This window comes from Bacteroides sp. 519, from assembly GCF_010500955.1.
Lineage (GTDB): Bacteria > Bacteroidota > Bacteroidia > Bacteroidales > Bacteroidaceae > Bacteroides.
Map to the genome: position 1 here is coordinate 62,900 of NZ_QVMJ01000001.1, position 21,839 is coordinate 84,738.

16 protein-coding genes are annotated in these 21,839 nt (G+C 37.5%); 7 read left to right on the forward strand and 9 right to left on the reverse strand.

All coding sequences use genetic code 11. The features are described 5' to 3' along the window. The first annotated feature begins 182 nt into the window (after positions 1-182). Positions 183-2,474, forward strand: coding sequence for a GH92 family glycosyl hydrolase (locus D0T85_RS00285; RefSeq protein WP_163209067.1), 2,292 nt, complete (start codon positions 183-185; stop codon positions 2,472-2,474). A 241-nt stretch (positions 2,475-2,715) separates the two neighbouring features. Here the strand turns inward: D0T85_RS00285 and D0T85_RS00290 are convergent, their stop codons facing one another. Both D0T85_RS00290 and hisS read right to left on the reverse strand, forming a co-directional pair. Further along, positions 2,716-3,384, reverse strand: coding sequence for an HD domain-containing protein (locus D0T85_RS00290; RefSeq protein WP_163209069.1), 669 nt, complete (start codon positions 3,382-3,384; stop codon positions 2,716-2,718). Continuing rightward, the gene (gene hisS / locus D0T85_RS00295; protein WP_163209071.1) at positions 3,385-4,749 is read right to left on the reverse strand and encodes a histidine--tRNA ligase; all 1,365 of its coding nucleotides are present in this window, start codon (positions 4,747-4,749) and stop codon (positions 3,385-3,387) included. 105 nt (positions 4,750-4,854) lie between these two features. Between hisS and D0T85_RS00300 the strand changes: the two genes are divergently transcribed. The 5 genes from D0T85_RS00300 (at position 4,855) to D0T85_RS00320 (ending at position 12,853) form a co-directional block, all read left to right on the forward strand. Continuing rightward, complete coding sequence (locus D0T85_RS00300; protein ID WP_163209073.1) at positions 4,855-7,182, forward strand: family 20 glycosylhydrolase; 2,328 nt, start codon at positions 4,855-4,857, stop codon at positions 7,180-7,182. A 246-nt stretch (positions 7,183-7,428) separates the two neighbouring features. Continuing rightward, positions 7,429-9,486, forward strand: a complete 2,058-nt coding sequence (locus D0T85_RS00305; RefSeq protein WP_163209075.1) for a hypothetical protein — start codon at positions 7,429-7,431, stop codon at positions 9,484-9,486. 122 nt (positions 9,487-9,608) lie between these two features. Then, on the forward strand, positions 9,609-10,379 hold the full coding sequence (locus tag D0T85_RS00310) for a hypothetical protein (protein ID WP_163209077.1): 771 nt from the start codon (positions 9,609-9,611) through the stop codon (positions 10,377-10,379). 22 nt (positions 10,380-10,401) lie between these two features. Next, a complete protein-coding gene (locus D0T85_RS00315; RefSeq protein ID WP_163209079.1) occupies positions 10,402-11,589 on the forward strand; it encodes a Hint domain-containing protein in 1,188 nt (395 codons plus the stop codon). Positions 11,590-11,938: 349 nt separating this feature from the next. Further along, on the forward strand, positions 11,939-12,853 hold the full coding sequence (locus D0T85_RS00320; RefSeq protein WP_163209082.1) for an Rpn family recombination-promoting nuclease/putative transposase: 915 nt from the start codon (positions 11,939-11,941) through the stop codon (positions 12,851-12,853). A gap of 84 nt (positions 12,854-12,937) precedes the next feature. Here D0T85_RS00320 and glmM read toward each other — a convergent pair whose 3' ends face one another. The 6 genes from glmM to D0T85_RS00350 form a co-directional block, all read right to left on the reverse strand. Then, a complete protein-coding gene (gene glmM / locus D0T85_RS00325; RefSeq protein WP_163209084.1) occupies positions 12,938-14,326 on the reverse strand; it encodes a phosphoglucosamine mutase in 1,389 nt (462 codons plus the stop codon). A 38-nt stretch (positions 14,327-14,364) separates the two neighbouring features. Further along, positions 14,365-14,997 (reverse strand): DUF4827 domain-containing protein, encoded by a 633-nt coding sequence (locus tag D0T85_RS00330; protein WP_163209086.1) that lies wholly within the window; start codon positions 14,995-14,997, stop codon positions 14,365-14,367. A 90-nt stretch (positions 14,998-15,087) separates the two neighbouring features. Beyond that, entirely contained in the window at positions 15,088-16,125 is a 1,038-nt protein-coding gene (locus D0T85_RS00335) for a bifunctional oligoribonuclease/PAP phosphatase NrnA (RefSeq protein WP_163209088.1), read from the reverse strand. Between the two features lie 87 nt (positions 16,126-16,212). Then, positions 16,213-16,977 carry a LytTR family DNA-binding domain-containing protein gene (locus tag D0T85_RS00340; protein WP_163209090.1) on the reverse strand — a complete coding sequence of 255 codons (765 nt, stop codon included), beginning with the start codon at positions 16,975-16,977 and terminating at the stop codon, positions 16,213-16,215. Continuing rightward, positions 16,958-18,079 (reverse strand): sensor histidine kinase, encoded by a 1,122-nt coding sequence (locus D0T85_RS00345; protein ID WP_163209092.1) that lies wholly within the window; start codon positions 18,077-18,079, stop codon positions 16,958-16,960. The genes D0T85_RS00340 and D0T85_RS00345 overlap by 20 nt, the downstream gene beginning before the upstream one ends. Before the next feature lie 84 nt (positions 18,080-18,163). Then, the gene (locus D0T85_RS00350; protein WP_163209094.1) at positions 18,164-20,254 is read right to left on the reverse strand and encodes an RNA degradosome polyphosphate kinase; all 2,091 of its coding nucleotides are present in this window, start codon (positions 20,252-20,254) and stop codon (positions 18,164-18,166) included. Between the two features lie 371 nt (positions 20,255-20,625). Here D0T85_RS00350 and D0T85_RS00355 point away from each other — a divergent pair, with 371 nt between their 5' ends. After that, complete coding sequence (locus D0T85_RS00355) at positions 20,626-21,117, forward strand: metallophosphoesterase (protein ID WP_163209096.1); 492 nt, start codon at positions 20,626-20,628, stop codon at positions 21,115-21,117. A gap of 2 nt (positions 21,118-21,119) precedes the next feature. Here the strand turns inward: D0T85_RS00355 and D0T85_RS00360 are convergent, their stop codons facing one another. Continuing rightward, positions 21,120-21,833 carry a hypothetical protein gene (locus tag D0T85_RS00360; protein ID WP_163209097.1) on the reverse strand — a complete coding sequence of 238 codons (714 nt, stop codon included), beginning with the start codon at positions 21,831-21,833 and terminating at the stop codon, positions 21,120-21,122. Positions 21,834-21,839: the final 6 nt, after the last annotated feature.

Below are 21,839 nucleotides of genomic sequence, written 5' to 3' on the forward strand. Positions count from 1 at the left end.
TAAAAATACTTAATTTTAAGCGTTTCATAAGTAGATAAATATCAGTTAATGATTACTTTACATTATAATTATAGAGCAAAGAGACACATAGGCACTGAGTTTTTGTATTAGAATTTATAGACAGGTTTAATTAAAAAAACTCTGTGCCTCTGTGTTTCTGTGTTCTAAAAAAATAATAAACAATGAAAAAACTACAACTAATTGTATTAAGCATCTTTTTGAGCATAACCTACAGCTCCGCACAAAAGCCGGAATTGATAGATTATGTAAACCCATTAATGGGTACTCTATCTAAAATATCGTTATCCACAGGTAATACTTACCCGGCTATTGCTATGCCTTGGGGAATGAATTTCTGGATGCCCCAAACCGGAAAAATGGGCGATGGATGGGCGTATGTGTATACAGCCGATAAAATCAGAGGGTTTAAACAAACTCACCAACCAAGTCCGTGGATAAACGATTACGGACAATTCTCCATTATGCCTATTACCGGAAAAGTAATATTCGATCAGGAGAAGCGGGCCAGTTGGTTCTCGCACAAAGCCGAAGTTGCCAAACCTAATTACTACTCTGTATATCTTGCCGATTATGATGTAGTAACAGAAATTACTCCTACCGAGCGTGCTTCCATGTTCAGATTCACTTTTCCCGAAACAGACAAATCGTATGTAATTGTTGATGCATTCGACAGAGGATCTTACGTGAAGATTATTCCCGAAGAGAACAAAATAATTGGTTACACCACCCGTAACAGTGGTGGAGTACCTAAAAACTTTAAAAATTATTTTGTTGTAGTGTTCGATAAACCTTTTACATACAAAGCAACTGTTGGCGATAGCGAGATACGGAAAGGTGAAACAGAAGCCCAAGAAAACCATACAGGTGCAATAATTGGATTTAGCACAAAAAGAGGCGAAAAGGTACATGCCAGAGTGGCTTCCTCTTTCATCAGCCCGGCACAAGCAGAACTAAATCTGAAAGAACTTGGAAACAATACATTTGATGAACTGGTACAGCAAGGTAGGAAAAAATGGAATGATGTTTTGGGCAGAATAGTGGTTGAAGACCAGAATATTGATAATTTACGCACATTCTACACTTGCCTTTACCGTTCAGTATTGTTTCCTCGTGGTTTCTACGAGATAGATGAACAGGGAAATACTGTACACTACAGTCCTTATAACGGTGAGGTTCTTCCTGGTTATATGTTTACTGATACTGGTTTTTGGGATACATTCCGCTGCTTGTTTCCTTTTGTAAACCTGATGTATCCGGAAATGGGTGCAAAGATGCAGGAAGGTTTGGTTAACACATACAAAGAAAGTGGCTTCTTGCCGGAATGGGCCAGTCCTGGACACCGTGGATGTATGGTGGGTAATAACTCAGCATCTGTAGTTGCCGATGCATACCTGAAAGGTTTAAGAGGTTATGATATTGAAACACTTTGGGAAGCAGTAAAACACGGAGCCAATGCCGTACACCCCAAAGTTAGTTCTACAGGCCGGTTGGGTTGGCAGCAGTACAACGAATTGGGTTATGTACCTTATGATGTGCGAATCAACGAAAGTGCAGCCCGTACCCTTGAATATGCGTATGACGACTGGTGTATTTATCAACTGGGTAAAAAACTGGGTAAACCCGAAAGTGAAATAAACATATACGCTCAGCATGCAATGAATTACAAGAACCTGTACGATCCTACTCATAAACTGATGCGCGGTAAAAATCAGGATGGTAAATTCCAGTCACCATTTAATCCTTTGAAGTGGGGCGATGCATTTACCGAAGGAAACAGCTGGCATTATACATGGTCGGTATTCCACGACCCTCAGGGATTAATCAATTTAATGGGAGGTAAGCAGGGCTTTAATCAGATGATGGACTCTGTATTTAATGTACCACCTCTTTTCGACGATAGCTACTATGGTGGAGTTATTCACGAGATTCGGGAAATGCAAATCATGAATATGGGTAATTATGCACATGGCAATCAACCTATTCAACACATGATTTACATGTACAACTACTCAGCCGAACCTTGGAAAGCCCAATATTGGACAAGAGAAGTTATGGATAAGTTGTATGCCGCTACTCCCGATGGTTATTGTGGCGATGAGGATAACGGACAAACATCTGCATGGTATGTGTTTTCTGCTCTTGGCTTCTATCCGGTTTGTCCGGGAACAGATGAGTATATTATGGGCTCTCCATTATTTAAGAGTGTAACCTTGAATTTATCAAATGGTAAGAAGGTTATTCTTAAAGCCGATAATAATAATGTAGGCAACCGGTATATTGAATCTGTACGGATGAATGGCAAGAATTACACCAAAAACTATTTCAAACATGGTGATATGCTGAAAGGGGCAGTTATAAATTACAAAATGTCTGATAAGCCCAACAAGCAAAGGGGAGTACAAGAGGCCGACTTGCCTTATTCGTTTACCAATGAACTAGAGGCTGGGAAGTAGAGGCAAACAAAAAAAACTCTGTGTTTTTCTTTACTTTAATACAACGTTCTCTTTTTCTTCCTCTATACTCTTTATTAAGGGAGACGTGCATCTCACCATACCCGAGATGCACATCTCCCTATTGCCGAGATGCGCATCTCCCTTATGCTGAGATGTGCATCTCCCACAACCAAAACGCCGGTTCTTTATAAACAAAAGACCGGCGTTTGATTTGGAAAAGTTTGTAGAAAAGATTCTTTATTTAAAGCAACGTATTCCCGTTGATATTAAGTTTAAACTCCAATCCAAGAAATCCGGCTGCTTTGCGCGATAGCAACATTCTTTCCAAAAATATTTCGAAGTAATCCATCACTGGGCAGATGTGGGTATCAATGGTTAGTACCAGCGTAACAGTTTTATCTTGTTTGTTAAAACACACATCGGCTTTCTCAACAGCATAGTTTACACGGTCGTGTATATCAGTATAAATGGTTTCTTTATTACGTACCCTGCTGCGGCGCACATCTGTTTTATCGGCAATGATAAGGGCAGCGGCAATGGCATTTACCGGGAAAGCAGTCGATTCATCATGATTGCCAATAGCGGTAACTACGGTTGCAATATCTTCGGGTGGCATTCCCATCTTATCCAGTAAACGGAAAGCCATAACAGCACCGCTTTGTGCATGGTCTACACGGTTAATAACGTTTCCTATATCGTGCATGAAGCCAGCAATCATGGCCAAATCTATTTCATGGTCACTATATCCCAGTTCTTTTAAAAGTCTGCCTGCAACCTCGGCGCACTTAGTACCGTGTGCAAAGTTATGTTCGGTAAATCCCATTGCTTGCATGGAAGCATCGGCCTGTTTGATATAGGTTCTTATCTCAGCAGACTCCTTTATGTCTTTAAATGTTATTGGAGAGCGCATTTATTTCTGGGTAATATTTATCAGTTCTTCCGGCGAAACAAGATTTTGTTCTCCTGTTTCCATATTTTTGAGCATCACTTTGCCTTCGTTCATTTCATTTTCGCCAACAATAGCTACATACGGTATTTGCTTGGTGTTGGCATAGCTCATTTGCTTTTTCATTTTAGCAGCATCTGGATAGATTTCAACGCTAATTCCGGCAGTTCTTATCTTCATTAAGATAGGAAGAATATAGCTCATTTCCTTTTCTCCGAAATTTACAAAGAGCAATTGTGTACCGTTTACCGCTTCTCTGGGATAAAGTTCCAATTGGTTAAGCACATCGAATATACGGTCGGCACCAAAAGAAATACCTACTCCCGATACACCCGAAAGTCCGAATACGCCTGTTAGGTTATCATAACGGCCACCACCAGTAATGCTACCTATTTGTACATCACGGGCTTTTACTTCGAATATAGCACCTGTATAGTAATTTAATCCACGGGCAAGTGTAAGATCAAGCTCTATCTCGTTGTTAAGCTGCATATTCTGCAAGGTGTTGAGAATAAACTCACATTCCTCTACTCCCTTCAGGCCGGTTTCGCTGGCTGCCAACACTTCTTTCAAGGTTGCTATTTTCTCCGGATTGCTTCCGCTTAACAGGATAATAGGCTGTAGTTTGGTTATGGCTTCTTCGCTTATTCCTTTTTCCCGGAGTTCATTGTTCACATTATCCAAACCTATTTTGTCTAGCTTGTCAATGGCTACGGTAATATCTACTATCTTATCGGCCTCACCAATAATCTCGGCAATGCCTGTAAGTATTTTGCGGTTATTCAGTTTAATAACTACACGCACATTGAAACGAGTGAACACAATGTCCACAATCTGCATAAGTTCCACCTCGTTCAGTAGCGAATCGCTTCCCACTACATCTACATCACATTGATAGAATTCGCGGTATCTACCTTTCTGCGGACGGTCGGCACGCCATACCGGTTGTATCTGGTAACGTTTGAAAGGGAATGTCAATTCATCGCGGTGCATAACCACGTAGCGGGCAAAAGGAACAGTTAAATCATAACGTAAACCTTTCTCGCAGAACTTGCTTGCTAGTTTGGCAGCATCCCTATTTAGGAGTTCTTCATCGGTTATACCTTTAAAGTAGTCTCCGGAGTTTTGTATTTTGAATAGTAGCTTATCTCCTTCTTCGCCATACTTCCCCATCAGGGTAGATAACATTTCCATAGATGGAGTTTCTATTTGCTGATAACCGTAGAGACGGAAAACTTCGCGGATTGTATTGAATATGTAATTCCGTTTTGCCATCTCGATGGGCGAAAAGTCACGGGTTCCTTTGGGTATGCTTGGTTTTGCTGCCATAATATCATGTTTTAAAAAGAAAGTGCAAATATAAGCGTTATTTTTGTAAATCGGTTTAGTTGACTTATATTTGCGTGTAAGAGTTTTACTAACCCAATTTATAACATGAAAAAAAGTTTATTTTTAAATCTCTATGTAACATCATTGTTACTACTAACAGCGTGTGGATCGCCACAAGTTAACAATGCCGACTATAATGTAGTTCCGTTGCCGCAAAAAACAGAGCCGGCTCAGGGAGCATCCTTTATAATGAACAGCAATACAACAATTGTTTATCCCGAACAGGATGAAAACCTTAAACGTATTGCCAACTTCCTTTCAGATTATATCAAGTTTTCAACAGGTTACTCTCTTCAAACATCCGATAAAGAAGGTGCAAACAGTATTGTTTTGCGTAGTAACTTAACTCACACTAACAAAGAAGCCTATACACTTACAGTAAATAGTGAACAAATAGTTGTTAACGGAGCTTCCAGTGCAGGTACTTTTTATGGTATTCAAACATTGAGAAAATCAATACCGGCAGCCTCTGATGGGTGTGCAGTTTCGTTCTCGCCTGTAACTATTGAAGATTATCCCCGTTTTGGCTATCGTGGTATGATGCTGGATGTAGGACGCCACATGTTTCCTGTTGAATTTATCAAAGAATACATTGATATTATTGCCTTGCACAATATGAATACATTCCACTGGCACATAACTGATGACCAGGGATGGCGTATTGAAATTAAAAAGTATCCGGAGTTAACAGAAAAAGGTGCTTTCAGAAAGAAAACGGTGATAGGACGTAACACCGGCGAGTATGACGATAAGCCGTATGGTGGTTTTTATACTCAGGAAGAAGCCAGAGAGATTGTAGCCTATGCCAAAGACCGTTTTATAACCATTATACCCGAAGTAGATTTGCCCGGACACATGCTGGCAGCACTGCATGCTTATCCGCATTTGGGATGTACAGGCGGTCCGTACGAAGTATCTCCCGAATGGGGAATATTTGATGATGTACTATGTCCTGGCAACAGCGATGTATATACTTTCCTTGAAGATGTATTTACAGAAATAACAGATATATTCCCCTCCGAATATATTCATATTGGTGGCGACGAATGTCCGAAAGTACGATGGGCTAAATGTCCGAAATGTCAGGCCAAGATTAAACAGTTAGGCATTAAAGCAGATAAAGAACACAGTGCAGAGGAAAAACTCCAAAGTTACGTGATGTCTTATGTAGAAAGCTTCCTGAATAATAAAGGCCGGAAGATTATTGGTTGGGACGAAATTCTTGAAGGAGGTTTGGCACCCAATGCAACTGTTATGTCGTGGAGAGGTACCGAAGGAGCTATTGCAGCAGCCAAACAAGGGCACGATGCTATTATGGTTCCAACATCTCATCTCTATTTCGATTATTACCAAACAGCAAATGTTGAAAGTGTACCATTGTCGATAGGTGGTTATGTGCCATTGAGCAAGGTATACAGTTTCAACCCTATTCCTAAAGAATTAAGTGAAAGTGAAGCCAAACACATACTGGGTGTACAAGCCAATCTCTGGACCGAATATGTTACCACCACCCAACAAGTTGAATTTAAAGTATTGCCTCGTATGGATGCATTGGCCGAAATACAATGGTGTTTGCCCGAAAACAGAAACTATGATGCTTTCTTGAAACGTTTATCGAATATGATTAAGCATTATAATAAGAAAGGATATAACTATGCCAAGACGGTGTACGAAATAAATGCAAAAACAAATTCCAACAGCGACAAAGGCGTAATAGAGTTAACCCTCTCTACTATAGATGATGCTCCTATTTATTATACACTTGATGGTAGTACCCCTACACAAGAGAGTACAAAATATGCAGGTACATTATCTTTCTCGGAAGGAACAACAATTATGGCTAAAGCTATACGGCCCGATTTTGAAACACCTGTTTATACCAATACCTTCAGTATTAATAAAGCTACTATGAAGCCTGTTACTATCAGTCAGGAACCGCACAGATCGTATACGTTTGGTGGCGCGCCGGTGTTGGTCGATGGTATGTCGGGCAACAAAGGAAATTACAAAGATGGTTCGTGGCTTGGTTTCAGTCGCAGCGATTTTGAAATAGATATTGATTTGAAAGAACCAACTTCCTTTTCGGAAGTATCGTTAAACAGCTATGTATGTACAGGCGATTGGATTTTCGGTATAAAGGAATTAGCCATATTGGTATCGGAAGACGGAAAAGTGTTTAAACCTGTTGCCACACAAACGTTTCCCGATCCGGCAGAACATACCGAAAAAGTATTTGAGAATAAAGTAACTTTTGATACAACTCAAAGCAGGTATGTGAAGATACTGGTTAAGAAGGAAAACAGTATGCCCGCATGGCATGGAGGGGCAGGTAAGCCCGCATTTGTGTTTGTTGATGAGGTAAGTATAAACTAAATTTTGCCCTCCAAAATAAGGAGGGCAAAATAACAAATCTTCTGGCAAAATCTCTTGTGTTAAATTCTTGTACAAGTGCTTTTTTATTTTAAATAGTCTTACCTTGTACAATTAGTGATACTGAATTTTTCGAGTGTTTTATAGTAAATACGATATTTGTATACAGTTCTTGATTAGAATTATTATTATTTTTGCGATTGAATTCTTTTTAGTAACGATAGAATATAGCATAAAACGACATAATAAATGAATTTAAAAAAAACACATCTTTTCTTTGTTGCAGTTTCTTTTTTATTTCCATATTCAATTTTAGCACAAAGTAATACACAATCTCAGTCTTCTGATGAAAATGTGATAGCCCAAATGAATTACTGTATCACAACATTGACTAATATACTGAACAATAAATCAATGGTTGTTCTAGAACATGAATCTGATCAGATTGTGAATAATTTAACAATGAAGCAAATTGTTGGATTAGACGAAATAAAGGATTTTAGAATTGAACTGCTGGACGCTATAAGTAAGTTTGAAATTACTGAAGAAGAGCGTGCGCTTATGAGAAGAATACAGTCTATAAAAAAGGACAATTTGAAGTGGAATGCTCTTTCAAATGCTTTAAATCCAACAATGTTATTAACGGGGAAAGCAGGACCAGGAATGATCTATCAGATGGCATTTCAAGTGTTGCTAACAGCTGCTCGTTCAGTCGTTGAATATAAATCCATGTCAGGCGAACAAAATATAGAAGAACTTCGTGCGATGTGGGATTTACGAAAAGAAGATTTAAGAACAATAAATGAGGTCCGCAAATCGGCTCAAGATATTATATTCAATCTTTACAACAAATACGATTTAGATGAAGATGACCGCTTGACTGAAGCTACTGCTAATTTGTTTAGTAACTATATATCCGAAATAGATGCTGCAAAAAGAATCCGGTTATTAGAGGATAATTATGATACATATAAAAAAGTAGCTGCTTATTATTATTATTTAGGTATGGCATATATTGATTTGGGACAATATGCGAAAGCCAAACCCCAATTTGATATATACTTAAACATGTATCAAACTGCACCAATATTAAGATGTGACGAAAAAAGTGGGTGTATAGCATTGACGGTATTATTATACGAAAAGCATCTTTTAAATTCGGAAAAAGAGAATTTAATAAATATTGCTATAAAGAATTTGCCCGGAAATAGTGCTGCTGTACTTCAATGTGTTATGGTGTATTTGTATGAACTTCAACAAGAAGAAAAAGGTTTGCAATTACTCCGTTCAGGGATAGATGATCCTAAAGCATCTGATCGTGATTTGTTATTCATGGCAGCAGCTAATCTTTTTGAAATAATAGAAAAATATGATGATGTTAGTACAAGCATCAAAAGTTTATTTGCTCAAAATACACAAATGAATATTTGTTCTTATGTAACATATCTTTTGAATTCTCAAACTGAATATATATGGGAAGAGTTAGTTGATATTATTTCTTTTAGCAAAGTGACATATAAAAAGTGGTATAAATTATGGATTGGTTCAAGTTTTAATGATGCTCTTCATATCATTTTTCCAGAACGATTTTCCTGTAATAATGAAGAGTTTAATCTTTATTTTGAAGAACATTCGAAAGATAAAGTGTTGATTAAACAAATGAATATTAATTATGCGAATGGTATATTAGCTAAGAAAGTTGAAAAAGTCAATTGTTTTAAAGCAAATAAGAATCTTAAATATCTGTTTTTAGAAGTTCTTATACCCAATAAAGTATTTACAGTTAAATCTAACTTGAATTATGAAAAAATCAGAAATAGTGACTGGCCAAGAATGAGTGAGTTTATTCTATCAGAAGATGATATAGATGATATTATAAAATTTTGTAAAAAGTACACTCCAAAAGAAAACAAAACAATTTTAGAATGTGAGAATATTGATAGTAAATATGTTGAATTGGATTCCTTAAATGGTGCCGAAGTCACGTTTTTAGGTGATACCTTGAAATACCAACCTCATCATTCTGTAAAGCAAATAGGTCATTATTTACGAATGGTATTTCCTAATGCAATCAATATTATATATAAGTACGATGAGGAAGCAAAAGGAATGAAGCCTTATTTATGTGAGAAAGCTGAAAAGACTATTTATTTTGATGATATATGTAAGAATGAATACGAATATATGGAAATATCTGTAGAAGAAATAGAAACAGAAGAAATAGAAACAGAAGAAATAGAAACAGATCCATGGTGGATACGTTGGTGGACTGCTATCACGAAATTTATAAAAGGACTGAAATTATAAAATCGCTTTTACTTGGATTATTCATTGGTTTTGAAAGAAAGTTATTCAGGTTGTAAATGTTCTTATGGTTTAAATCTAATATGAGCGATAAATATTTTGAGTATGAATCTAAATTATAATAGATGAGAATAGTACATTATTTGGTAATATTTGCATTTTTGAAGATAAATGTAGCTGATATATATGCTCACAAAAAATGTGCAGAACATGTAGACGATATGATTGCCGTCTTTGGATTCGAAGAGAATAATAAGCTAAAAGAATGGATGCAGTTTATCAGCTCTGACATGATTGATAAACATGAACCATTTTATTCTACATTATGTAATAATCATTTGGGATTTAAATGTAAACACCGCCTTTTATTTCATTGGGCATACAATGCGCGACCCTGGAGTTCTGAATTAGAGAAACGAATAAAAAAATATTGTGAAGAATATGATTTAAATGTAGAATCTAATTTGAGGATATTTAAATCTGAAATTAAATCTGAACAGATAAAAAGAAATAGAAAAATAAATGAAGAAACAGAAAAAATGTTTGGATTTGCTCATGGAGGACGAGATGCTGCATATGCTCGTTTTTTTGCATCTATTGCTTACAATGTACATCTGATTGGAGACTATACTTCAGATAATACTGACTTGGATGGACTACAAAGTCTAAATGAGATTATTAGTTCTATAATAATTGAATTGAGAAATTTGGATAATATTAAATGTAAGAATATCATAAGAGGAATTACCCAGATAAATAATTGCTATTCTGATTCTCAAAAAAAAGCAGATGCATTAATGGAGTATTTGAAAAAAAATGTCCCTACATTTATAAAAGAAGCACAAAATGGAAGCATTAAGCGAAGATTATCCAAACATGGTTTTATTTTGAAATAATAACTCATCATATTATTATCACATGAAGCACCCCATCCTGATTTTATTATTAATCTTGTTTCCGTTTGCATTAACTGCAAACGGACAAGATAAACCGCTGAAAGTTATTGAGCCCACACTTAGGGGTACACCCATTCTGAACGAAAGTGTGGTTAAAAAGGAATTGAGCAAAATAGAAGAGATCTATGCAACCTACAATGATGCCTATGAACGTTTAACCGAACGGCAAAAACAAATTTGGCATCATGATTATCCTGATAGAGAGAATATTTGGGATGTTAGTGAACTTGGTGACGGTTGGTACAATTGTGGATGGGTAGAGCAAGTTTCGGCAAGTTCGGAGTTAAAACCTGTAAGCAGTAGTTTGGACTATAAAGCAGAAAATGCACACGATTTTAGTTTATATACTGCATGGGTCGAGGGTGTTGATGGATATGGAATTGGAGAAAGCATAACATACCTGTTTCCCGAAGGTAATCCACCTGTTACTCTTGTCGAAATATATAATGGTTATATGAAGTCTGACCAAGCATGGCAGAACAATTCAAGGGTAAAACAGCTGAAATTTTATATCAATGGAGAACCTTATGCTTTATTGAATCTGAAAGATACCAAGGCATTACAAGTTTTCGAAATTGGCACCCATCATGTAGAAAAAGGTCGGCTTTGCTTTAAATTTGAAATTACCGATGTGTACAAAGGCGACAAATACGATGATGTTGCTATCTCTGAAATAGAATTCTACGGAACAGGTTGTCTTTGCTTTGCCAAAGGAACAATGGTTAGTACCCCCAGTGGAGAAAAACCAATTGAACAACTTCGGGTTGGCGATAAAGTGTTGAGCTTAAATACACAAACCAACCAACTGGAAGAGGCCACCATTTTGGAACTAGCAAGTAGAAAACATCATTTGTATGAACTTGATTTTAATACAATAAAGATTGAAACAACAGCAGATCATCCTTTTTATTTCGATGGGCAGTTTTATTCGGTTACAGCAAATAGCACTTACGGTGTTAACAGTAATGTGTTTTCGATTGGACAAACTATTAACTATTTGCACAATGGAGCTCTTCAAACAATAACACTGAAAGGGATACAACAGCTCAACAAGTATGAAGAAACATATACAATTACAAAATTAGATAGGAACAGCTTGTTTTTTGCAAATAAACTTTGTGTATCAGTAGAAGAGATGTATGCTAAATAGTTCAATTGTTATCCGTATCGTTTTATATATTGTTACAATAGTAGCATATCCTATGTGTTATTGGGTGTTTGCTTTTATATGTTGGTTATTGTTTTATCCTATTCAAGAAACCGAATATGCAGTAGTTGGAAGTAGTATAGTTGTTTTCGCTGGAGGAATATTGTTATCTAAATCACTTCTGTCTGATACTTTTATGAAAGCGTTTATTATTAATGTTGTAATTCTTGTTATATGTCTTTTTTTATATCGGTTTGAGTTTGGGATATGGGACATTTATAAGTATTAAAAGTAATTTCATTGCTTCTACAAATAAAAGAACTATTTTTGTAATAACGAAAAGATTAATTTTATGCGATACCTTGACCCTAAAGCCGACTTAACATTCAAGCGTGTGTTTGGCGAGCATCCCGACTTAGTGATGAGCCTCTTGAATGCACTTCTTCCTCTTAACGAAGGCGAAGAGATAACCGATATTGAATACCTTTCTTCCGAATTGGTTCCTGAAAACCCTTTGCGCAAAAACAGTATTGTAGATGTGCGTTGCAAAGACAAACAAGGCAGGCAGTTTATAGTAGAAATGCAAATGATCTGGTCGCCCGAGTTTAAACAGCGCGTATTATTCAACGCCTCCAAAGCATACGTACGCCAGATAAAAACTGGTGAAGAATACGAACTGTTACAACCGGTGTATTCGCTCAATTTGGTAAATCAAGTATTCGAGCCGAATTTGGAAGGTTATTATCATTACTATAAAATGGTACATATAGAACACACCGAAAAAGTAATAGAAGGCCTTCATCTGATATTTGTAGAACTTCCCAAATTTACGCCGCAAACTTACGCTGCAAAGAAGATGCATGTATTATGGCTTCGCTATCTCACTGAGATAAATGCAAGAACATACGAAGTATCACAAGATCTATTGGATAATCCTCAAATCAAAAAGGCTCTTAACACATTAGAGGTATCTGCTTTTACCGAAGACCAACTGTTTGAATATGAAAAGTTTTGGGACATCATTAGCGTAGAAAAAACACTTTATAATAGTGCAGAGCGGAGAGGAATAGAAAAAGGAATGAAAGAAGGAATAGAAAAAGGAATAGAAAAAGGAATAGAAAAAGGCCTAGAAGAAGGAATAAAAATAGGACGTGAAGAAGCTAAAAAACAAAATATAGCTAACGCACGAAATCTTAAACAACTTGGTGTGCCGATTGATGTAATTATAAAAGCAACCGGCTTGTCAATTGAAGATCTGGAGAATTAGTTCAGCTATCAAGTTACAAATAAAAGCCTGTTTAGACATCATCAACAGTCTAAACAGGCTTTATGTTTTTTGCAAGTTACGATTTTACTTAGCCAGTTCGTAAATAACATCCATAATTTTCTGTGCAATCTCTTCAGCCTCTTCAACAGATGCGGCTTCGCTATATACACGGATTATGGGTTCGGTGTTGCTTTTGCGTAAATGTACCCATTTGTCGGCAAAGTCAATCTTTACACCATCTATATCGTTAATATCTTCGTTACTATATAGTTCTTTAACTTTGGCCAGAATAGCATCTACATCCGTATCGGCAGTAAGATCTACTTTGTTCTTAGCCATGTAGTAAACCGGATAAGTAGCCCGAAGTTCACTTACTTTCTTTCCTTCGTGTGCAAGATGGCTCAGGAACAAAGCAATTCCTACCAATGCATCACGACCGTAATGGCTTGCAGGATAAATAATACCACCATTACCTTCGCCACCAATCACTGCGCCTACTTCTTTCATCTTAGTAACCACATTTACCTCACCTACAGCAGAAGCATAATAATCTTTACCATATTTGCGGGTAACATCGCGTAAAGCACGGGTAGAACTTAAGTTTGAAACAGTATTTCCCGGTGTATGTTTCAATACATAATCGGCAACAGTAACAAGTGTGTATTCTTCACCATACATGGCACCGTCTTCGGATATCATAGCCAAACGGTCTACATCCGGATCAACCACAAACGCAACATCTGCTTTACCGCTCTTCATCAGGTTCATGATGTCGCCCAGATTCTTTTCCAACGGTTCGGGGTTGTGCGCAAAGTTACCGGTAGGGTCGCAGTATAGCTTTTCTATTTGTGTAACTCCAAGTTTTTCCAGCAATTCGGGCAGAATAATACCACCAACAGAGTTTACCGCATCAATAGCTACACGGAAGTTAGCTTTCTTAATAGCATCCACATCAACCAAATCTAATGCCAGAACACTATCTATATGTTTTTGGTTATAAGTTAAATCCAAACGATACGAACCCACATTGTCTACATCTGCATAAATAAATTCTTCGGCTTCGGCAATGCGTAGAACCTCTTTACCTTCGGCGTCATTCAGGAACTCGCCATGTTCATTTAATAATTTAAGCGCATTCCATTGTTTGGGGTTGTGCGAAGCAGTTAGAATAATACCGCCACAAGCTCCCTCCATAGTAACAGCAAGTTCGGTAGTAGGGGTAGAGGCCAAGTCAATGTCTACTACATCCCAACCCATTCCCATGAGTGTACCGGTTACTACATTTTTTACCATTTCGCCCGAAATGCGTGCATCGCGTCCTACTACTATCTTGTTAGAAGATGATTTGCAGGTTTTGCGAATCAGGGTGGCATAAGCCGATGTAAATTTAACTATATCAAGTGGGTTTAATCCTTCCCCAACAGGTCCGCCAATAGTTCCGCGAATACCAGAGATAGATTTAATAAGTGTCATATTATTATTAGATTAGTGATTAAGCGAAGTAATCGTTTTTATCTGATTTGGATTTTATGAATGTCGTAATAATATGGATAAACATACTGCATTGCATAAGAATGTCCAAGTTTGGAAGGCACAATGATTTTAACGTGTGCACCATCTTTAATATAAGGTAATATATTAATGATACCATTAGGCACATCTAAAGTTCCTTGCGACAACAAGCTACTGTACACGTATGGAAAATATCCATTATAGCTGTCATACACAAATAATGTAGACGAGGCTGTTGGATTGTAGAAGAAAGAATCGGTAAGAACATCAATGTCTAAATTCGACAGTGTATCTCCAACCTCAGTATCAATCTCTGCCATTACATTGTATTCTACCATACGTACGATAATTTCATCACGTGTTTTAATCGTATCGCCATTTCCTCTATCAACAATATTCAGATATAGTCCATTCGAAAATTGAACATATTCATTTTCGCCTGTAATGGTATCCTTTTCAAACTCTTCTTTGGAAATCGTTTTGATATTGTGCTTTTTTACAAAAGCATTGACAGCCTTTCTCTCATCCTCAAGCATTTCTGCATAGGTTTTGGAGTTATCACACGCCTGAAACATGGTTCCAAAAGCCCCGAAAGCTAAAACAATCAGAAATAAAAGTGAAAGTTTTTTCATTTGTTGTGTATATTTAGCGCAAAAATATCTTATTTCATTTAAACATAAAAGAAGGGTAGTATAAAGTTCTGAACCTTTAACCTTTCCCAATTAACTTTTAACCTTTAGCAGATGTTCGTAAGCTTTGAGCCCTTTTTCGAACAGAGAAATGGCATCTTCTATAGGGCCAACAAATTCACCTCCGGATGCATTGAGGTGTCCGCCGCCACCAAAGAACTCGGCAGCGAATTTATTGGTAGGGAAATCACCAACCGAGCGGAAGGATATTCTAATAATATCTTTTTCTTCATCTTCTCTGAGCGAACAGGTAAACATTACGTTCTTAATAGACAGCGGGATGTTTACGAACCCTTCGCTATCGCCCCGCATAAAATTAAATTGTTTCTGTTCTTCTTTGGTAAGGGTGATGAGGGCTGCGTTATATTCATTATATACCTTCATGTTGGTAAGCACATGGCCCATCAGGCGTAAGCGGTTTTCGGAGTAGGTGTTGAAAACCTTTCGGTATATTTCGTCTTTATCAATGCCTTTGGATAGTAACTCGCTGATAATGAAATATACTTCTGAGTTATTAGAGTTAAATGTAAATCCGCCAGTATCGGTCATCATACCGGTATAAATACATTCTGCACCTGCTTTGGTTATATCTTCGAAATAGCCCATGCGGCAAATTAACCTGAATACAAGTTCGGCTGTCGACGACATTCCGGGATGAGAGATGGTGATATCGCAAAAGTCTTCCGGTTGTAAGTGGTGATCAACTAGTATTTTGCGGGCGGGCGACGCTGCTACAGCACCTGCCATATTATCTATGCGTTTCAGTGCATTGAAATCGAGACAGCAAATAACATCGGCTTCGCTAATTAATTTATCAGCAAATTCCTGATAACGTTCATAGATTAGAATATCCTTGCTGCCCGGCATCCATTTCAGGAAATCGGGAAAAGCATTGGGTACAATAACATTTGCATTTTTTTCTTGTGAATTAAGAAAGTGCCATAATCCGAGAGAGGAACCAATTGCATCACCATCTGGAGCAACGTGCGATACTATAACTATATTCTCTGCCCGCTCAAACCATTTGATAAAACGATCAATATTGCTTTGGGCGATAATCTTTGTAAGCATGTTTACTAATTTTGAATTGTGAATTCATTTAAATAGGTCACAAAGATAGAGGAATATATTTAATATTGAATGATGAATGATGAATTTTCAATTCTCCCTCGTGTACCAACTTTTAAACTCTGTAGCACGTGCTTTACTAACAAGAATTCGTTCGGGCACATTCACATTGAGATTAACCGACAATTTTCCGGCAAACCAGATAGAGATATCATTGATGGCTTTGTGAGCCACAATATATTGGCGGTTTACCCTGAAAAACAATTCGGGATTGAGATGTTTCATCAACTCTTCCAGTGAATAGTCGAGCGAATAGCTTTGCGAATTGAAGCATACTACACGGGCAATTTTCAATTCGGAATAGAAACAGGCTATATCTTCTACAGCCAGGGGGATGAGCTTATCCTTATGTGGTATAAGGAAGTGAGTTTTATAACGGTTTTGGCTTTTATTAATGGTAGATATAAAATCATTAATCAATTGAGTATTATCTTTTTTATAAGTGAAATTGCCAAACTTTAAAATAGCTTGTGTAAGGCGTTTCTTATTTATGGGTTTAAGCAGATAATCAATGCTGTTTACCTCAAATGCATCGAGGGCGTACTCGTTGTATGCAGTAGTGAAAATGATAGGACAGTCTATCTTTACATGATTGAATATCTCAAAAGAAGAACCATCTGCCAAATGAATATCCATGAATATTAAATCGGGCATGGGGTGTTGCGAAAACCACTCTACACTATCCTCTACACTTTGAAGCACAGTAAGAATTGTAAAATCGGTCCTGATTTCCTGTATGAGTCTGCTTAATGTTTGAGCAGCAACAATCTCATCTTCAACAATAACAATATTCATCTTTATATGATTTATCAATTGAATTATTCATGTTTTCTACTTTCTCTATCAAAGGAATTTCTACAATAAAAATACCTTCTTTGTTGGTGATGGAGATAGATTTATGAAATAGAATAGAATAACGGTTGGTGAGGTTGGCCAGTCCTACGCCTCCACCTCCTGTGTTGTTTAGTTTGGGGTTGATAATATTTTGTACAATAACAGAATTCCGGTCGGTTGTTTCTATCAAAATAAACAGTGGCTTTTTATTGCTGATAATATTGTGCTTTATAGCATTTTCTACCAATAGCTGAATGCTTACGGGCATCAGATAATAATGCTTGTACTTTTCTTCGATATTATAATGTACAACAAAGTTGTCGCCATATCTTATTTTCAGCAAATCAACATAAGCGTTAACAAACTCCACTTCTTCGCTTAATTTGCAAATGGTTTTACTGTGAAGTGTATAACGGAATACAGACGAGAGATTGTCTACATAATCGTGTGCTTTTTCATCATCAATTCCAATTAAACCATTGAGTGTGTTTAAGGAGTTAAAGAGAAAATGAGGATCGAGTTGGTTTTTCAGTGCCTCATAACGGGTTTTGATGTTCTCTCTCATTAAACTTTGGTTAACCAGCAGTGTTTGATGTGTACGGTAGGCAGAAAACCTGATTCCGGTTTCAAAGAGCATCATTACTCCCAGTATAACGTCTTTTATTAGGTTGAAGCTTAAAAAAATATTGAAACCAGTACTGTGAGTACCCATATCAATACACCACCATTGGATTTGTGTAAATACCGGACTTAAGAAACCGCAGATTAAAAATGTGCCAACAATCATTTTAGTGGCTGTTTTGCGCTTTTGCTTGTCTGTTTTAATAAGCCTGTTACTAAAAGTATATAGTATATACAACAGGATAAAATTGCATGCAAAATGACAAATAAAGTACACAAATAGTTCGCCTGTTTTAATCTTAATAGTTGGATTAAGACGAAAAGAGAGGAATATAAAACAAGCAATAAGTATGGCATTTATCAAAAAGCTTATGCTTAATGAGGAAATAATTGCTTGCCTCTGGCCGAATGGGGCTTTGGCGAAATGTTTTTTCTTGCCCATATTGATGAATTTGTAATTCGTATGTAAATATAGTATCTTGTAAACTCCAGATGCCGTATTTAATTACTCAAACAGACAAAAGTACTACTGAAATGTTTTATTCGGATACTGAAATTGCAGAGTCTTTTCTGCATTCTTATTCTTTAAATACTCGTAGAATGTGTATTGGGCCCTTACCGCAGGTGCATCATTCTTTTTGAATATATTGCATAACTGTTCATCAACAAAACAGGCTTTCTGGTTATCATTTAGTTGAATATGCAACATGTCGATGATTTCCTGTTTCAAATCTGCATCTTTTATCGGGGTAACAGCTTCAATCCGGCGGTAGAGGTTACGCTTCATCCAGTCGGGCGAACCGAAAAATACTTTAGGGTTGCCATTGTTGCCAAAGTACAGAATACGTGTATGTTCCAGAAAACTATCTACTATACGGGTAATTTTAATGTTCCGGCTGTAAGGCTGTCCGGGAATAACGCAGCATATACCCCGGATAATAAGGTCAATCTCTACCCCTTTTTCGGAAGCTTCGTATAGCTTATTTATCATTACAGGATCTTGTATGCCATTGAGTTTAATTATAATTCTTCCTTTCTTACCCGATTGTGCCAGTTCAATTTCTTTGTCGATCAGTGTGTTTAGCGATGGAATTAAATTGTGGCGCGCCACCAGCAGGTGTTGGAAACCCGAGTTGCTTTTACCTTGCAATGTAAGGAAAATATTGTGTACCTCTTCTACCAACTCCGGTCTTGCAGTGAATAGGCCTACATCTGCATACACTACAGCTGTTTTTTCGTTAAAGTTGCCGGTGCTTATGTACGCAAAGCTGTGTTTGCTTTCGCGTAATATCAAGGCTACTTTGGCATGCACTTTTAATCCGGGCAAACTGTAGATGATGTTGATTCCTGCTTTCTTCATCATTTCGGCTGTGGCAAGGTTGTTTTCTTCGTCGAACCGGGCTTTCAGTTCTACAAATACGGTAACCTTCTTTCCGTTTTCGGCAGCTGCTATCAGTTGGTTAATAACCTGTGAGTTTTGGGCTACCCTGTATTGAGTAACCATAATTTCGCGGGTCTTGGGGTCGTGAACAGCTTCGTACAGGAAATGCGTAAAATGATCGAACGAATGATAAGGATAATGAATCAATAAATCCTTTTTACGTACATAACTGAATATAGATTCCTTTTTATTGAGGTAGGTTAACCTCATAGGAGTTGGCTTCAGACTTCCTTCTATGGCTTTGTTCAGGGTAGGGAAATATTTCAGATCTTCAAGGTTGAGATGTTTGTCGCCAGGTACCAGCTCATGCTGATTGATGTTAAACGCATCAACCAGAAAAGCCAGAAAATCATCGGGCATGTGCCTGTCGTACACAAAACGGCTTACAGCACCAATTTTACGCTTCTTTACCTTTTTCTTTAACTGTTCCACTATTTCGTTGGAGGCAACATTCTCAATCAGAATATCGGCATCGCGTGATATCTTGATGCAGTAACTGCAATCAACATCAAAACCGGGAAAGATTACACCAAGATTGGCTTTGATAATATCTTCAATAAACATTAGGTAATAATTACCCTCATGCTTAGGCAATTCAACAAAGCGGGGTACCTTGCTGTAGGGTATCTTCATTACAAAATATTTACTGTAATCGGGGCTGTTGGGTGAGGTGTTTTTCCGCAATACACGCACTGCAAGGTATAGGCGATTGTCGCGTAAGAAAGATACTACTTCGTTTTTGGCTACCGGTACAGGTTGCAGATAGGGAAATATTTCTTCGTGAAAGAAATTCCGGACAAACTGCTGATGAAAGGGTTCTACTTCGCTTCGGCCCTGGTAAAAAACAATATTGTTTTGGCGTAGGGTAGGGAGGATGCTCTGTTCATAGATTCGTATACGGGTTTCCAGTTGTTGATTTACAATATTGGTTATTGATTCGAGTATTTCAATGGCCGACTGGGTGGTTTCTTCATCGCTTTGGGCTATGCCCGATGCAATGGCTTTATGATCGGCCACCCTCACTTTATAAAACTCTTCCAGGTTAGAAGAGTATATAGAAATGAAATTAATGCGTTCGTATATAGGTAAACGTTCGTCGTCGGCTTCGAGTAACACCCTGTAATTGAACGACAACCAGCTAATATCGCGTTTAAAGTAATTATATTTGTTCTCCATGGATTCTTAGTTTTGCTCAAATATAATACTTTAAAATAAACTTTCTTAGAAAGAGTAATAAATTATTCACATTCCAGAATGGAAGGAGTTAAAGGGAGTTATTGTTTATTGTATCATGCCTGTGGTACAAAAGTGCCACGCTTGTGGTACAAAAGTATCTTAGGCGTGATACTTTTGTCTCATGCTGCATGATACTTTTTTCTCACACTTAAAATGATCGGTGATACTTTTTTCTCACGCTTAAAAAACAAGTGGTACTGTAATTTGTTGATTGTCAATTGTGTTGTGGCTTTGGTTTACATTTTCTATACTATGCCTTTTGTGAATGCGGACAAAAACAGTACTTTTACAGGAAGAAATCAAAAGAAAAAATGATTAGAATTGGATTATTATCGGATACCCATGCCTGGTGGGACGAAAGATATCTACAACATTTTGAACAATGCGATGAAATATGGCATGTGGGTGACTTCGGCTCGATGGAAATAGCGGATAAACTGTCAGCATTCCGCCCATTACGTGGGGTTTATGGAAATATTGATGGACAAGACATTCGCCGGGTGTTTCCTCAGGTTAACAGGTTCACTGTAGAGGGTGCCGAAGTATTGATGAAGCATATTGGTGGATATCCGGGCAAGTACGATCCTTCTATTGCCGGCAGCTTATATGCGCGCCCACCTAAACTTTTTATAAGTGGACACTCGCATATATTAAAAGTGAAGTATGATAAAACATTGGGAATGCTCCATATAAATCCGGGTGCTGCCGGAAAATATGGTTTCCATACTACACGTACATTGGTGCGGTTTACAATAGATAACGGGGTATTTAAAGATTTGGAGGTTATTGAATTAGCCGAATAATATTACACAAACTTTTCCCTTCTCTGTAAGTTAAGTAACCCGATAAGCAACCAAACTACCGAAGCAACAGCCAGAAATATACGGCTCTTCAACAAAACGCTTTGCCATATTAATGGGTGAAAATCGCGCGGAACATCAAACGGATTGAGAAATACATTCCAGAATGTATGTTTCATATTGGTGGCATTCATAAAAATCATCAATACAATGCCCAATACAATCATTATTACCGCTGTACCATTGCCACTACGGGTAATGGTGGAAAACATAAAGGCCATATTCCCAAAGAAAAGAACCGGAAACATTAACTGAGCCGACATTTCGAGTTCGTTAACAGGCCATAACAACAGTGTGCCAATGTATGAGAAGACGAGTAGAATGACAAACACGATCAGATAAATCATCAGCAACCGCACACCCCAAACTTTGTAACGGTAGTTGGGGATGCCAAAAATAATTTCCAGTATACGGCTGTCTTCATCATTCTGGATACCGAAAACCGTAGGGTAGAAAATAAGTAGCATACTGGGAAATATCAACATACCGTAAATGGCTCCTTCGTTTACCATCTGCCGGTTCCATGCCGAATTGAACATGAAATAGGCAAAGAACCCAAAGGCCGCCAACAGAAACCAGAAGAACTTACCCGCAAATATAATCTTCATATTATACTTCACGAGCTTCGGTACAAGACTTATCAGTTGTTTTGGCGTCATATATAG

Bases quoted from the DNA above. Each gene is read 5' to 3' on its own strand.
- D0T85_RS00360 (WP_163209097.1), bottom strand. From the start codon at position 21,833: ATGACGCCAAAACAACTGATAAGTCTTGTACCGAAGCTCGTGAAGTAT.
- hisS (WP_163209071.1), bottom strand. From the start codon at position 4,749: ATGGCAGCAAAACCAAGCATACCCAAAGGAACCCGTGACTTTTCGCCC.
- D0T85_RS00350 (WP_163209094.1), bottom strand. From the start codon at position 20,254: ATGGAGAACAAATATAATTACTTTAAACGCGATATTAGCTGGTTGTCG.
- D0T85_RS00340 (WP_163209090.1), bottom strand. From the start codon at position 16,977: ATGAATATTGTTATTGTTGAAGATGAGATTGTTGCTGCTCAAACATTA.
- D0T85_RS00300 (WP_163209073.1), top strand. From the start codon at position 4,855: ATGAAAAAAAGTTTATTTTTAAATCTCTATGTAACATCATTGTTACTA.
- D0T85_RS00345 (WP_163209092.1), bottom strand. From the start codon at position 18,079: ATGGGCAAGAAAAAACATTTCGCCAAAGCCCCATTCGGCCAGAGGCAA.
- D0T85_RS00355 (WP_163209096.1), top strand. From the start codon at position 20,626: ATGATTAGAATTGGATTATTATCGGATACCCATGCCTGGTGGGACGAA.
- D0T85_RS00320 (WP_163209082.1), top strand. From the start codon at position 11,939: ATGCGATACCTTGACCCTAAAGCCGACTTAACATTCAAGCGTGTGTTT.
- glmM (WP_163209084.1), bottom strand. From the start codon at position 14,326: ATGACACTTATTAAATCTATCTCTGGTATTCGCGGAACTATTGGCGGA.
- D0T85_RS00310 (WP_163209077.1), top strand. From the start codon at position 9,609: ATGAGAATAGTACATTATTTGGTAATATTTGCATTTTTGAAGATAAAT.
- D0T85_RS00285 (WP_163209067.1), top strand. From the start codon at position 183: ATGAAAAAACTACAACTAATTGTATTAAGCATCTTTTTGAGCATAACC.
- D0T85_RS00315 (WP_163209079.1), top strand. From the start codon at position 10,402: ATGAAGCACCCCATCCTGATTTTATTATTAATCTTGTTTCCGTTTGCA.
- D0T85_RS00290 (WP_163209069.1), bottom strand. From the start codon at position 3,384: ATGCGCTCTCCAATAACATTTAAAGACATAAAGGAGTCTGCTGAGATA.
- D0T85_RS00305 (WP_163209075.1), top strand. From the start codon at position 7,429: ATGAATTTAAAAAAAACACATCTTTTCTTTGTTGCAGTTTCTTTTTTA.
- D0T85_RS00335 (WP_163209088.1), bottom strand. From the start codon at position 16,125: ATGCTTACAAAGATTATCGCCCAAAGCAATATTGATCGTTTTATCAAA.
- D0T85_RS00330 (WP_163209086.1), bottom strand. From the start codon at position 14,997: ATGAAAAAACTTTCACTTTTATTTCTGATTGTTTTAGCTTTCGGGGCT.